Origin of the sequence: Lachnoclostridium sp. An118 (assembly GCF_002160985.1) — a bacterium.
In the GTDB taxonomy this organism is placed as follows: Bacteria; Bacillota; Clostridia; order Lachnospirales; family Lachnospiraceae; genus Claveliimonas; species Claveliimonas stercoravium.
Window position 1 is genome coordinate 94793 of sequence record NZ_NFLQ01000001.1, and the last position, 13634, is coordinate 108426.

General features: G+C 54.1%; 12 protein-coding genes. 10 read left to right on the forward strand and 2 right to left on the reverse strand.

Annotated elements, in window-relative coordinates:
* Positions 1-56 precede the first annotated feature (56 nt).
* The gene (locus B5E62_RS00440; RefSeq protein ID WP_087172814.1) at positions 57-1472 is read left to right on the forward strand and encodes an oxaloacetate decarboxylase subunit alpha; all 1416 of its coding nucleotides are present in this window, start codon (positions 57-59) and stop codon (positions 1470-1472) included.
* Positions 1473-1626: 154 nt separating this feature from the next.
* On the opposite strand, the gene B5E62_RS00445 is transcribed toward B5E62_RS00440, so the two are convergent.
* The gene (locus B5E62_RS00445; protein ID WP_087172815.1) at positions 1627-2865 is read right to left on the reverse strand and encodes a peptidoglycan-binding protein; all 1239 of its coding nucleotides are present in this window, start codon (positions 2863-2865) and stop codon (positions 1627-1629) included.
* A gap of 150 nt (positions 2866-3015) precedes the next feature.
* Between B5E62_RS00445 and B5E62_RS00450 the strand changes: the two genes are divergently transcribed.
* The 8 genes from B5E62_RS00450 (at position 3016) to B5E62_RS00485 (ending at position 12665) form a co-directional block, all read left to right on the forward strand.
* Complete coding sequence (locus tag B5E62_RS00450) at positions 3016-4296, forward strand: transglutaminase domain-containing protein (protein ID WP_087172816.1); 1281 nt, start codon at positions 3016-3018, stop codon at positions 4294-4296.
* Positions 4297-4506: 210 nt separating this feature from the next.
* Positions 4507-5577 carry a carbamoyl phosphate synthase small subunit gene (locus B5E62_RS00455; protein WP_076777950.1) on the forward strand — a complete coding sequence of 357 codons (1071 nt, stop codon included), beginning with the start codon at positions 4507-4509 and terminating at the stop codon, positions 5575-5577.
* Complete coding sequence (carB, locus tag B5E62_RS00460; RefSeq protein ID WP_087172817.1) at positions 5577-8774, forward strand: carbamoyl-phosphate synthase large subunit; 3198 nt, start codon at positions 5577-5579, stop codon at positions 8772-8774. Before B5E62_RS00455 ends, carB begins: the two co-directional genes overlap by 1 nt.
* A 102-nt stretch (positions 8775-8876) precedes the next feature.
* A complete protein-coding gene (locus tag B5E62_RS00465; protein WP_076777948.1) occupies positions 8877-9551 on the forward strand; it encodes a response regulator transcription factor in 675 nt (224 codons plus the stop codon).
* The gene (locus B5E62_RS00470) at positions 9548-10567 is read left to right on the forward strand and encodes a sensor histidine kinase (protein ID WP_076777947.1); all 1020 of its coding nucleotides are present in this window, start codon (positions 9548-9550) and stop codon (positions 10565-10567) included. The genes B5E62_RS00465 and B5E62_RS00470 overlap by 4 nt, the downstream gene beginning before the upstream one ends.
* A 22-nt stretch (positions 10568-10589) precedes the next feature.
* Entirely contained in the window at positions 10590-10838 is a 249-nt protein-coding gene (locus B5E62_RS00475; RefSeq protein WP_087172818.1) for a hypothetical protein, read from the forward strand.
* A gap of 113 nt (positions 10839-10951) precedes the next feature.
* The gene (locus B5E62_RS00480; RefSeq protein ID WP_087172819.1) at positions 10952-11905 is read left to right on the forward strand and encodes a hypothetical protein; all 954 of its coding nucleotides are present in this window, start codon (positions 10952-10954) and stop codon (positions 11903-11905) included.
* A complete protein-coding gene (locus tag B5E62_RS00485) occupies positions 11898-12665 on the forward strand; it encodes a hypothetical protein (protein WP_087172820.1) in 768 nt (255 codons plus the stop codon). The genes B5E62_RS00480 and B5E62_RS00485 overlap by 8 nt, the downstream gene beginning before the upstream one ends.
* 8 nt (positions 12666-12673) lie before the next feature.
* Here B5E62_RS00485 and B5E62_RS17600 read toward each other — a convergent pair whose 3' ends face one another.
* Positions 12674-12823 carry a response regulator transcription factor gene (locus B5E62_RS17600; RefSeq protein ID WP_083582686.1) on the reverse strand — a complete coding sequence of 50 codons (150 nt, stop codon included), beginning with the start codon at positions 12821-12823 and terminating at the stop codon, positions 12674-12676.
* A 106-nt stretch (positions 12824-12929) separates the two neighbouring features.
* Here B5E62_RS17600 and B5E62_RS00495 point away from each other — a divergent pair, with 106 nt between their 5' ends.
* Positions 12930-13631 carry a response regulator transcription factor gene (locus B5E62_RS00495; RefSeq protein WP_087172821.1) on the forward strand — a complete coding sequence of 234 codons (702 nt, stop codon included), beginning with the start codon at positions 12930-12932 and terminating at the stop codon, positions 13629-13631.
* The last annotated feature ends 3 nt before the right edge of the window (positions 13632-13634 follow it).

The following is a 13634-nucleotide window of genomic DNA, read 5'->3' on the forward strand; positions in this document are numbered from 1 at the left end:
CTTTGGAAGAGAGCCGGAGCCGGCCATTTGAATAGAATATAATGGAGGAAGAAACAATGGCAGAAATTCAGAAAAAACCAGTGAAAATAACAGAAACCATTCTGCGGGATGCACACCAGTCTCTGATCGCCACACGTATGACAACAGAGCAGATGCTGCCCATTATCGATAAAATGGATAAGGTCGGCTACCATTCCGTAGAGTGCTGGGGCGGCGCTACATTTGACGCGTCCCTCCGCTTCCTGAAGGAAGATCCCTGGGACAGACTTCGCAAGTTCAGGGATGGATTTAAAAACACAAAGCTTCAGATGCTTTTCAGAGGACAGAACATCCTGGGATACCGTCCCTACGCAGATGACGTGGTAGAGTACTTCGTACAGAAGTCCGTGGCAAACGGCATTGATATCATCCGTATCTTTGACTGTATGAATGATCTCCGCAACCTGCAGACTGCGGTCAAGGCGGCAAACAAGGAGAAAGCGGACGCACAGGTGGCCCTTTCCTACACACTGGGAGATGCCTACACAATGGACTACTGGGTAGACATCGCTAAGAGAATTGAGGATATGGGTGCCAATTCCATCTGTATCAAGGACATGGCAGGTCTGCTCCTGCCCTACGAGGCTACAAAGCTGATCGGAGCACTGAAAGAGGCAGTGGATCTCCCAATTCAGCTTCACACCCACTACACATCAGGCGTGGCTTCCATGACTTACCTGAAAGCAGTGGAGGCAGGTGTGGACGTCATCGACACAGCTATGTCTCCGTTCGCCCTGGGAACATCCCAGCCGGCCACAGAGGTTATGGTGGAGACTTTCCGCGGAACACCTTACGATACAGGACTGGACCAGAAGCTCCTGGCAGAGATCGCGGACTACTTCCGTCCTATCAGAGATGAGGCCCTGGACAGCGGACTTCTCAATCCGAAGAACCTTGGCGTCAACATCAAGACACTTCTGTACCAGGTACCCGGAGGTATGCTCTCCAACCTTACATCCCAGCTTAAAGAGCAGGGCGCTGAGGATAAGTACTACGAGGTCCTGGAAGAAGTGCCGAGAGTCCGCAAGGACCTGGGCGAGCCGCCTCTTGTTACACCTTCCTCACAGATCGTGGGCACACAGGCTGTGTTCAATGTGCTGATGGGAGAGCGCTACAAGATGGCCACAAAAGAGACAAAGGACGTCCTGAGCGGAAAATACGGTGCTACCGTCAAACCGTTCAACCCGGATGTGGTCAAGAAGGTTCTCGGAGATGATCCGGAAGTCATCACATGCCGCCCGGCGGATCTGATACCGGATGAGCTGGATACGCTTAGAAAAGAGTGTGAGCAGTGGATCCAGCAGGATGAGGACGTGCTGACATACGCCCTCTTCCCGCAGGTGGCAGTGGACTTCTTCAAGTACAGGGAAGCGCAGCAGACGAAGATCGACCCGACTGTGGCGGACACGGAAAACGGAAGCTATCCGGTGTAGGCCTGCTCCAGTCATAGAAGAGAACAGAAAGCAGAAAAAAGGCAGACAGGATGAGGGGGGGAGCGACAGACTCCACCGGCAGACTGTCTGCCTTTTTGCGCGCCGGCCTGTGTGGGATCTCACTGGCGCATCATATGTTGCAGACAGTCTCCCTTCAGGTCAGCTCTGCGATCCGCGATACGCCCACATAGATTTCCGAAATCTTGTACCAGGTAGGATAATCGGTGATCCCTGTCCGGGGAAGACCGAATACATCCTGGAATTCCCGCACCGCCTCCGCTGTGGCCGGGCCGTAGATGCCGTCTGCCGTAAGCTTTGGGAGGGCCGGGTAGGCCCCGGCGATGACGTTCAGCTGCTCCTGGAGCTGGCGGACCTTGGCCCCGGAGGAGCCCTCCTCCAGATTGTATCCCGGCCAGGAGGAGGGGATGCCGGAGATGGCCTCGGCTGTGTTGATGTACATGTCGTCCCCGTAGTAATAGCGGAGGATCTCGATGGGCGTGTAGCCCTGGTCCCCCAGGGATTTTGACCCCCACTGTGTCATCCAGTTTGGACACTGGACCTGGCGCCCGTCGCAGTACTGGGTCAGGATGGGCTGGCGCACATTGGGGCGTGAGAGGTAATCCGCAAAGAGCTCATCCACGATGACGGATATGGTGTCGTACACGTTTCGCTCGGGGATCCACTTGTGGTCAAAAGCGGTGGAGGAGGTGATGGTGAAATCATAGCCCTGGTTCCGGTACCACTCCGTGTACACCCGGTTCAGGGTGAAGGACATGATGGCCAGCACATTGGCCCGGATGGTGTTGGCGGGCCAGGTGGCGTAGATCTCGCTGGAGGCCACATTTTTGATGTAGTCTTTGTATTTCACATAATAATTCCGGGCCGTGCTGTCCCTGGGGCTGCCGTCGTGGACCACGATGTACTCCGGCACCACCACCCGGCTTAAGACGATCTCCCCGGTCTCATTTACCGGCTTGATCTCATCCTCCGGGATCTTGGGAGGATAGTTCCCGTAGAGAGTGTGGGCTGGGATGACAAAGCGCTCCTCCCGCCTGTCTGTGGAGTCGGAGGGACGCATCCTTATGTTCTGGATGGCAGTCACATCTCCCAGGATCTCGGCCCCTGCTATGCTGACTGTCTCAAATCCCGGGGCGCTGGCGAGGATAGTGTACTCGGAGTAGGGCTGCTCGTCAGAATTGACATCTAAGCTGTACTCCACGGGCGGCGCGTCCAGCTCCAGTGTCTCTGTCTGGCCGGAGCTGTCCGTGGAAGTCTCCTCCAGTATGTTGTCGGGGATGCCGGTGTAGGAGATGCGGATGTCGGCGCCGGAGACCGGATACCCGTTTATTTCTGAGGTGACGTTGATCTTCAGTTTTCCTATGGAAGAAGGCATAGTGAACCTCCCGGCACAATGGTTTTGTCAATGTCAGTATATGAGGGGAAAATCAGATTGTGAAAAAAAGAAAATTTTCATATACTATATGTGGATACGAAAAAGCCGGCTGTGCCGGCCCGCAGGTTTTTTTGACAGGAGTTTGGCTATATGGATAGAAGAAAGAGAAAGAGAGGATGCGGGGTGCTCTGCCTGCTCCTGGCGGCTGTCGCCGGAGCGGTCCTCTTTGGCTGCAGGGACAGCATTGCCGCCCTTTTAAGAGCGCAGCAGGAGAAGATCATGGAGACGGCAGCCCTGGAGGATGCGTCCACAGAGGACGGCGGACAGGAGCAGGCCGGGGCAGGAGAGGGCAGCGCGGTGTCCGGGGAGCCTTCCGGGACAGAAAAGTACTACTTTCAGCAGCTGGATGAGAGGGAGAGGGAGGTCTACGGGAAGATACGGGATGGACTTCTGGCCTTTCAGGAGGAGATAGAGCTGGAGGACGCGTCCACGGAGGAGATAGACCGTCTGTACGGCCTGGTCATGAAGGACTACCCGGAAATATTCTGGTGCGACGGGGCCGGCAGCGTGGTGACGAGCAGCGCCTCCTTTGGACTTTCCGGCCGCAGCGCCGCACTGCGGCCGGAGTACAACTGCTCGGAGGAGGAAAAGGAGGAGCGCCGGAGCCGGATAGAGGCGGAGGCGGACCAGTGTCTGTCAGGGATAGACAGCCAGGCAGGTGATTACGATAAGATCCTGTACGTGTACGAGTATGTGATAGGCGGCGTGGAGTATGACCTGTCAGCACCGGACAATCAGAATATTTACAGCGTGTTTGTGGGGAGGCGCTCGGTGTGCGCCGGCTACGCCAAGGCAGTGCAGTATCTTCTGGAGAGGCTGGGCGTGTTCTGCACCTACGTCAGCGGCACGGCCGTCTCCCGGTCAGGGGAGGGCGGCCACGCCTGGAACCTGGTCAGGTGCGAGGGACAGTACTGCTATGTGGATGCCACCTGGGGAGACCCGGTCTACCTCCAGGAGGGCCAGGAAGAGGACCAGGAGGCGCAGGAGAGTCCGGAGATCGCCTACGATTACCTGTGCTGCGATGACACACAGCTCTTCCGGACCCATACGCCGGACAGCGACCAGGAGCTCCCGGCCTGCAGTACCATGGCCTACAATTACTATGTGGTGAACGGCATGTACTATGAGACCTACGATCCGGAGACCATCCTGCAGGCCATGAACCGTTCCATCGCAGCAGGAGAAGGGATGACTGTTCTGAAATTTTCAGGGCCGGAGGTCTACCGGGAGGCCAGGGAGGAGGTGCTGACGGACCTGGCGGACCGTGCGGCCCGGAACCTGGCTCACCTGTACGGCATCGGCACGGTGAGATACTCCTACCGGGACGATGACAGCCTTGACAAGATAACCATGTACTGGGACTACGAATAAAATGTATTTTATCGGTTGAAAATTGTCCTGATCTGTAGTATAATCTTTACAATTTGTGGAGACATGATTTGTCGCTGGGGAGAAATGTAGAAAGGCAGTTGTGCTTGCACATACTGCCTTTTATTTCGCCCGGAAACATGCGGGCGCTTCAGCTGGCAGAACAATCTTCGCATATTACATGAAAACATTGTGAAGGGAAAAGGTGAATAAATGAAAGCGTTTCTTATTTTGGAAGACGGAACTGTCTTTACGGGAACCAGCATTGGATCTACGAGAGACATGATCAGTGAAATTGTATTTAATACCTCCATGACAGGCTATCTGGAGGTGCTGACTGACCCTTCTTACGCAGGACAGGCCGTAGTTATGACCTATCCATTGATCGGAAATTACGGAATTACACCGGACATGGAGTCAAAGAAAGCATGGCCGGACGGTTACATCGTAAGAGAATTATCGAGAATGCCAAGCAACTTCCGCTGCGAGGGAACCATCCAGGACTTCTTAAAGGAGCAGGATATCCCGGGCATCGCAGGAATTGATACCCGCGCCCTCACCAAGATCCTGAGGGAAAAGGGAACCATGAACGGTATGATCACTACCAATGAAAACTTTGATCTGGATGAGATCCTTCCGAAACTTCATGCGTACACAGTGGGAGATGTTGTGTCAAAGGTTACATGCCAGGAACCATATGTGCTGGAAGGAAATGGACCGAGGGTGGCGCTGATGGATTTCGGAGCTAAGAACAATATTGCAAAGTCCCTCAACAAGAGAGGCTGCCAGGTGACCATCTATCCGGCAGACACGACCGCTGAGGAGATCATCGCCTCCAGGCCGGACGGCATCATGCTCTCCAACGGCCCCGGGGACCCGGAGACCTGCACGGAGATCATCGGGCAGATCAAAAAGCTCTACGAGACAGATATCCCCATCTTTGCCATCTGTCTGGGACACCAGCTCATGGCTCTTGCCAATGGGGCAAAGACATACAAACTGAAATATGGTCACAGAGGCGGCAATCATCCGGTGAAGGATCTGACAAACAACCGGGTGTACATCTCCTCCCAGAACCACGGCTACGCGGTGGATGCCTCCACCATTGACCCGGCCATCGCAAAAGAGGCCTTTGTCAATGTCAACGACGGCACAAACGAGGGACTTTCCTATGTAGGAAAGAATATTTTCACTGTGCAGTTCCATCCGGAAGCATGTCCGGGACCACAGGACTCCGGGTATCTGTTTGACAGGTTTATGGATATGATGAAAGGAGCAAACTAATGCCTAGAAATAAAGATATTAAAAAAGTACTGGTTATCGGTTCCGGTCCGATCGTCATCGGGCAGGCGGCAGAATTTGACTATGCGGGAACACAGGCCTGCCGTTCTCTGAAAGAGGAAGGCCTGGAGGTTGTCCTTCTCAACTCAAACCCTGCCACCATCATGACAGACAAGGATATTGCGGACCGCGTCTACATCGAGCCTTTGACAGTGGAAGTGGTGGAGCAGCTCATCCTGAAAGAGAAGCCGGACAGCGTCCTTCCCACTCTGGGCGGACAGGCAGCTCTGAACCTGGCCATGGAGCTGGAGGAGAACGGCTTCCTGAAGAGAAACAATGTGCGCCTCATCGGTACCACATCCGAGACCATCAAGAAGGCGGAGGACCGTCTGGAGTTCAAGACCACCATGGAGAAGATCGGCGAGCCATGTGCGGCTTCCCTTGTGGTGGAGAACGTGGAGGATGGTATCAAGTTCGCAGAGAAGATCGGCTACCCGGTAGTCCTGCGCCCCGCCTACACGCTGGGCGGCAGCGGCGGCGGTATCGCCCACGACAGAGAGCAGCTTGTGGAGATCCTGGAGAACGGACTCCGCCTCTCCCGCGTGGGACAGGTCCTTGTGGAGCGCTGCATCGCGGGCTGGAAAGAGATTGAGTACGAGGTGATGCGGGATGGCAACGGCAACTGCATCACGGTATGTAATATGGAAAACATTGACCCGGTCGGCGTGCACACAGGAGACAGTATCGTAGTGGCTCCCTCCCAGACACTGGGGGACAAGGAGTACCAGATGCTCCGTACCTCAGCCCTTAATATCATCAGCGAGCTGAACATCACCGGCGGATGTAACGTGCAGTACGCCCTGCACCCGGATACATTTGAATACTGCGTTATCGAGGTAAATCCCCGTGTCAGCCGTTCTTCCGCCCTGGCTTCCAAGGCAACAGGCTATCCCATAGCCAAGGTGGCGGCCAAGATCGCTCTTGGATACACCCTGGATGAGATCAAGAATGCAGTTACACAGAAGACATACGCAAGCTTCGAGCCCATGCTGGACTACTGCGTAGTGAAGATGCCCCGTCTTCCGTTTGATAAATTCATCAGCGCAAAGCGTACGCTGACAACCCAGATGAAGGCCACAGGAGAGGTCATGAGTATCTGTGACAACTTCGAGGGCGCCCTCATGAAGGCCATCCGCTCCCTGGAGCAGCATGTGGACAGCCTTATGTCCTACGACTTCACGGCCCTCACAAAAGAGGAACTGCTGGAGAAGCTGGAGATCGTGGACGACCGCCGTATCTGGATGATCGCGGAGGCACTGAGAAAAGGCATCTCCTACGATGAGATCAACAGGATCACAAAGATTGACAAATGGTTCATCGACAAGATCGCCCGCCTGGTAGAGATGGAGCAGACACTGAAGACAACACCTCTGTCAGCAGACATCTTAAAAGAGGCAAAGAGAATGGAGTTCCCGGACAATGTGATCGCAGACCTGACCGGAAACACAGAGCGTCAGATCCATGACATGCGTCACGAGTACGGCATTACTGCTTCCTACAAGATGGTTGACACCTGCGCGGCTGAGTTTGCGGCTGCCACACCGTACTACTACTCTGTATACGGAAGCGAAAATGAGGTGGAGGAGACAAAGGGACGCAAGAAAGTCCTTGTCCTCGGTTCCGGCCCCATCCGTATCGGACAGGGAATCGAGTTCGACTTCTGCTCCGTGCACTGTACATGGGCCTTCTCCAAAGAAGGATATGAGACCATCATCGTCAACAACAACCCGGAGACAGTTAGTACAGACTTTGACATTGCAGACAAGCTGTATTTTGAGCCTCTCACACCGGAGGATGTGGAGAGCATCGTGGATCTGGAGAAACCGGACGGCGCCGTGGTACAGTTCGGCGGCCAGACAGCCATCAAGCTGACAGAAGCTCTCATGAAGATGGGCGTGCCCATCCTTGGTACATCCGCAGAGAACGTGGACGCGGCAGAGGACAGGGAGCTCTTTGACGAGATCCTGGAGAAATGCGGGATCCCGCGCCCGACAGGCGGCACGGTGTTTACTGCTGAGGAGGCAAAAGAGGTTGCCAACCGCCTTGGTTATCCTGTGCTGGTACGTCCTTCCTACGTACTTGGCGGACAGGGGATGCAGATCGCCATCAACGACCATGACATAGATGAGTTTATCGGTATCATCAACCGGATCGCTCAGGACCACCCCATCCTGGTAGACAAGTATCTCCAGGGCAAGGAGATCGAGGTGGACGCTGTCTGCGACGGAGAGGACATCCTCATACCGGGTATCATGGAGCATATTGAGAGAGCGGGTATCCACTCCGGAGACAGTATCTCCGTCTATCCGGCGCAGAGCATTTCCGAGAAGACAAAGAAGACCATCGAGGAGTACACCAGGAAGCTGGCCCAGTCCCTCCATGTCATCGGACTGATCAACATCCAGTTCATCGTGTGCGGGGAGGACGTGTACGTCATCGAGGTCAACCCCAGGTCCAGCCGTACCGTTCCCTACATCAGCAAGGTGACAGGCATCCCCATCGTGCCGCTGGCAACAAAGGTGATCATCGGACACAAGCTGAAGGACCTGGGCTACACCCCGGGACTGCAGAAGGAGGCAGACTACTTTGCCATCAAGATGCCGGTATTCTCCTTTGAGAAGATCCGGGGCGCGGACATCAGCCTCGGACCTGAGATGAAGTCCACAGGAGAGTGCCTGGGTATCGCAAAGACCTTTGACGAGGCCCTCTACAAGGCATTCCTGGGAGCCGGCATCAAGCTGCCGAAGCACAAGAACATGATCATCACTGTCCGGGATGAGGACAAGCCGGAGGCTGTGGAGATCGGACGCCGCTTTGAGAAGATCGGTTACAAGATCTTCGCCACAAGGAGCACAGCCGAGGCCCTGCAGGCCGGAGGCGTAAAGGCGGTTCCTGTAAATAAAATTGAGCAGGAGTCACCCAACCTTATGGACCTGATACTGGGACACAAGATCGACCTTGTCATCGACACGCCGCCTCAGGGAGCGGACAGGGCAAGGGATGGCTTTGTGATTCGCAGGAACGCCATCGAGACAGGCGTCAACGTGCTGACAGCCATCGACACGGCGGAGGCCCTCATCACCAGTCTGGAGAACACGGACATCAAGAAGCTGACCCTCATCGACATTGCGAAGATTTAGGAGAGGGCCAGGTAAGAGAGGAAGAAATAAAAAAACGGGCAGGAATATCATTCCTGTCTGTTTTTTATGGTACAATGAAAAAGCGAAAAGGAGGATGACAGCATGTACCGTATTTTGATCGTGGAGGACGACAGCACCATCGCGGAGGCACTGAAGAGACATCTGGAGGGCTGGGATCATGAGACAGTGATAGCGGAGGATTTTAAGAATATCATGGCTGAGTTTACCAGGGTGGAGCCGGACCTTGTGCTCCTGGATATCGGCCTTCCCTTTTACAACGGATTTTACTGGTGCAGCCAGATACGGCAGGTTTCGGATGTGCCGATCATTTTTATCTCCTCTGCCAGCGACAATATGAACATTGTCATGGCCATGAACATGGGAGGGGATGAGTTTATCGAGAAGCCCTTTGACCTGCATGTGGTCACCGCCAAGGTGCAGGCGATCCTGCGCCGGGCCTACTCCTACCGGGGCAGCGCAAGCCTCATGGAGTACAGGGGCTGCATCCTCAATCTGGCGGACGCTACAGTCACCTACCAGAACAGGAAGACGGACCTGACGAAAAATGAATTTAAGATTTTCCAGTGTCTCCTGGAAAATGCGGGAAAGATCGTGACGAGAGATGAGATCATCGCAAGGCTGTGGGAGAGCGACGCGTTCATCGACGAGAACACGCTGACGGTGAACGTGGCAAGGCTCAGAAAGAAGCTGGCCCAGATCGGCCTGGAGGAGGCTGTCGTGACGAAGAAAGGCATCGGGTACATGGTGGAGGCATGAAGACGTTTGGATACTATCTGAAGGAAATAAGAAGGCCCCTGGCTGTCTATGCCGGGACTGTGTTCATTTTTGCCCTTGTGGGCTATCTCTATGAGGTGACGCGGGACGCCGTGGGCTATGCCCTGCTCCTGTCGGCGGTCATCCTGCTGGTGTGCACGGCCCTGGACCTTGCCCGCTATCTGAAGAGAGAAAGGCGGATAGAGGAGATACGGAGAAATCTCCCCTATGCGGACCCCATGCTTCCGGGGGCGGACACTCTGGCGGAGAGGGAGTACCAGGAAATGCTGACAGAGCTTTTAAGAAAGAGGAGCGAGGAGAAAAATGACGCTGCGGAGAGGCGGCAGGAGAGCATGGATTATTACAGTCTGTGGGGGCACCAGATCAAGACGCCCATAGCGGCCATGCGCCTCCTTCTCCAGGAGGAGGAAAGAGAACGGCAGGGGAAGGACAGCTTTTTAAGGGAGATGGACAAGGAGCTGTTCCGGACAGAGCAGTATGTGGAGATGGTCATGACCTATCTGCGGATCGGGGACATTTCCCAGGATATGGTGCTCTCCTGGTATCCCCTGGACGACCTGATCCGCCAGGCGGTGAGAAAATATTCCAGGCTCTTTATCATCCAGAAGCTGAAGCTGGACTTTAAGGAGACGGACAGCCTGGTGCTGACGGATGAGAAGTGGCTTGTGTTTGTCATAGAACAGATTTTGTCCAACGCGCTGAAATACACAAAGGAGGGCGCTGTCTCCATCTATGCACAAAAAGATGGCCCCAGCCAGATTGCCCTTGTCATAGCGGACACAGGCATCGGCATTGCCCAGGAGGACCTGCCCCGGGTCTTTGAGCGGGGATTTACCGGATACAACGGGAGGGAGTACAAGAAGTCCACGGGCATTGGCCTCTATCTTTGCAGGAGAGTGATGGACCGGCTCGGACACGGGATGCGGATCCAGTCTGCGCCGGGAGAGGGGACGAAGGTCTTTCTGGACCTGGGGAGAAAGCCTGTGGAGGCAGAATAAAAGAAGAGAGAGGAGAACACCAATGAAGATACAGAGACTGACGACAAAGAGGGAAAAGGGCTATTCGGCTCCGGACATCCAGGAGGCCATAGACCGGCTGGGGCGCCTGGAAGACCTCTATGAGGCCCTCTATGCGGAGCAGGACAGGATCACTGCGGATATGGAGCGCCTCTCCCAGGCCGGGCGGACGAAGAGCGCCACCTACCGGCAGCTCTTTGCCAGCAAGATGAACGTGGCCAATCTCATCTCCAGGATGGAGATCTACATGTGAAGAAGGCGGCTGGTGTATGAGATGATCATTATATAACTAAAAAGTTGACATCTAACATTTTAAAAGTTAATATAATGTTATTATGATAAAAACAGCTGGGAGTGTATGAGGTTATGGAATATATAGAAAGGCTTCTCAGGATAAAAGTGAGATATCGTCCATGGCAGTATAAGGGAGAACTGCCCTACTATCTGTTAGAGCGGTATGAATTCCGAAAGGTCCTTCTTGACCGTGTGGCGGCTGTTTTTTTGTATCCGAAGGGAGAACTCGATCAGATGGCCTCTGTCAGGAAACAGATTGCAAGGATACAGAAAGCGGAAAATCTGCCAGTTGTTATTGTTATGGATAAGATGAGCCGAAACCAGAGAGAGTACCTGATAGCTTCAGGAATTCCGTTTGTTGTTCCGGATAAACAGCTATACCTTCCCTTTATGGGGATTGTGCTGCAGGAAAAATTTGATGCAGCTCCACTTCCGATTGAGAAACTGCAGCCCTCTGCCCAGGTATTGTTTTTTTACTATTTATATCAGAATACGGAACGGATTTATGCAAATGCGTTCATGAAAACAGCGGAGTGCTCAGGGATGACATTGACAAGGGCAGTCCGTCAGTTAGAACAGACCGGTCTGTTCGATACAGAAAAGGACGGAACCCGGATCGTATTAAGGGGGAAATTTACAGGGAGAATACTGTTTGAAAAAATGCGGCCTTATCTGATCTCACCAGTGAGAAAGGTTGTGTATGTGCACAGGGGGGAGGCATGTCTCAGAAATGCAAGTGTTGCGGGGCTGTCCGCTTTGTCGGAAAAGAGTATGATAAGCCCGCCTGATGTGGAGAGCTATGCAGTATATGGAAGAGGAGCCCGGCTCAAGGGTACGGAGAGACTGATGGATGCATCGGTTCAGGCAGAGGTTGAATTATGGAAATATGATCCGCAAATTCTCGGGAACAACGGAACGGTGGATACATTATCGCTGGCAATGAGCCTTGTGGGCCGGACAGATGAACGGGTGGGAGAGGCGCTGGAGGATATGATGGAAGAAATGTGGGGGGAACAGGATGGTTAAGGGATTTCAGAGTTTTGCCAGGTGGTTTCAGGGGTATGAAAAGGAATATGCGATCATCGGAGGAACGGCGTGCGATCTCCTGATGTCAGCAGAAGGTCTGGCTTTTAGAGCGACAAAGGATATTGATCTGGTTTTGATCCTTGAAGCTCTTACACCGGAATTTGGAGAGAGGTTCTGGCAGTATATTGTGCAGGCGGGATATGGGCATAGGAATAAAGGCACCGGAGAGCCACAATTCTATCGTTTTGCCCATCCAAAAAGCAGGGAATATCCGTTTATGATCGAATTGTTTACAAGACGTACTGAAAAAATCCGGCTTCCGGACGAAGCAGTTTTGACTCCGCTGCCCTTAGAGGGAGATGTGTCCAGTCTCTCCGCAATTCTGTTAGACGACAATTATTATGAGCTGCTGCGCGGAGGAAGAACAGAGGCAGAGGGTGTGACAGTTTTAGATGCAGGTCATCTGATCCTTTTTAAGACCAAGGCATGGCTGGACCTGTCTGCCCGAAGAGAGGCGGGCGAAACTGTGGACAGCAGGCATCTGCGGAAGCATAAGAATGATATTTTCCGCTTGTCTGCCTTGTTAGGACCGGCAACGAGGATCAGTGTCAGTCCGCAGGTCTTATCTGATATACAGTCATTTATCGCTGCAATGGACGGAGAAACCGTAGATGAGAAGCAGCTGGGGCTTGCAAGGACGAAAGAAAATATTTTGCAGCAACTAAGTGATACATATACCGCGGAGGAGAAAAGAGAATAAAAGCCATATTACAAAGGCGGCAGATACCCCAGGCGGATGGCCTTTGTGACCGCCTCCACGGAGGAGGAGACGGAGAGCTTCTCAAATATATGCTGCAGATGGTTGGATACCGTCCGCTCGCTTACCTGTAAGCGGCGGGCGATTTCTTTTCGCTTTATCCCCTGGGAGGAAGATCCTTACATTTTTGTAAGGAGGAGGCGGGCGCTGCGCGGCCATGGTATAATATAACCACTGACTACAGCAAAACAGGAGGCGGAGCAGAGCATGGACAGACTATTTCTTCTGGAGGACGACAGAAGCCTGATAGACGGACTTAGGTATTCCCTTGAGAAAAACGGATTTCGGCTTACCGTGGCCCGCACGGTGGGGGAGGCCATGGAAAGGCTGGAGCGGACGGAGGACTATGACCTTCTGCTCCTGGACGTATCCCTCCCCGATGGGACCGGGTTTGACGTGTGCCGGCAGGTGAGGGCGCAAGACGCAGGCATCCCCATTATCTTCCTCACGGCGGCTGACGAGGAGACCAACGTGATCCGGGGGCTGGACGGGGGCGGGGACGACTACATCACAAAGCCCTTCCGCTTAGGGGAGCTGTGCTCCCGCATCCGGGCACAGCTTCGGCGCAGCGGCCGGCCCCAGGAGAGGGAGAGAAAGGAGCTGCGCTCCGACGGCCTTTTCATAGACCTTCTGGCAGGCCGGGCCTACATGGAGGACAGGATGCTGGAGCTGACAGCGGCAGAGTACCGCCTCCTCTGCCTTCTCGTGGAAAATGAGGGCCGGGTGCTGACGAGGACTCAGATTTTGGATGCCCTGTGGGATGGAAACGGGAGCTTTGTGGACGACAACACCCTGTCCGTCTATGTGCGCCGTCTGCGGGAAAAGCTGGAGGAGGACCCGTCGGCTCCGGCCCACCTTCTGACAGTGCGGGGCCGAGGCTATGAATGGAAGGGACAGAGGAGGGGATAAAAG

Coding starts and splice junctions, on each gene's coding strand:
- B5E62_RS00465 (WP_076777948.1), top strand. CDS start 8,877: ATGTACCGTATTTTGATCGTGGAGGACGACAGCACCATCGCGGAGGCA.
- B5E62_RS00485 (WP_087172820.1), top strand. CDS start 11,898: ATGGTTAAGGGATTTCAGAGTTTTGCCAGGTGGTTTCAGGGGTATGAA.
- carB (WP_087172817.1), top strand. CDS start 5,577: ATGCCTAGAAATAAAGATATTAAAAAAGTACTGGTTATCGGTTCCGGT.
- B5E62_RS00455 (WP_076777950.1), top strand. CDS start 4,507: ATGAAAGCGTTTCTTATTTTGGAAGACGGAACTGTCTTTACGGGAACC.
- B5E62_RS00470 (WP_076777947.1), top strand. CDS start 9,548: ATGAAGACGTTTGGATACTATCTGAAGGAAATAAGAAGGCCCCTGGCT.
- B5E62_RS00440 (WP_087172814.1), top strand. CDS start 57: ATGGCAGAAATTCAGAAAAAACCAGTGAAAATAACAGAAACCATTCTG.
- B5E62_RS00480 (WP_087172819.1), top strand. CDS start 10,952: ATGGAATATATAGAAAGGCTTCTCAGGATAAAAGTGAGATATCGTCCA.
- B5E62_RS00445 (WP_087172815.1), bottom strand. CDS start 2,865: ATGCCTTCTTCCATAGGAAAACTGAAGATCAACGTCACCTCAGAAATA.
- B5E62_RS00475 (WP_087172818.1), top strand. CDS start 10,590: ATGAAGATACAGAGACTGACGACAAAGAGGGAAAAGGGCTATTCGGCT.
- B5E62_RS00450 (WP_087172816.1), top strand. CDS start 3,016: ATGGATAGAAGAAAGAGAAAGAGAGGATGCGGGGTGCTCTGCCTGCTC.
- B5E62_RS00495 (WP_087172821.1), top strand. CDS start 12,930: ATGGACAGACTATTTCTTCTGGAGGACGACAGAAGCCTGATAGACGGA.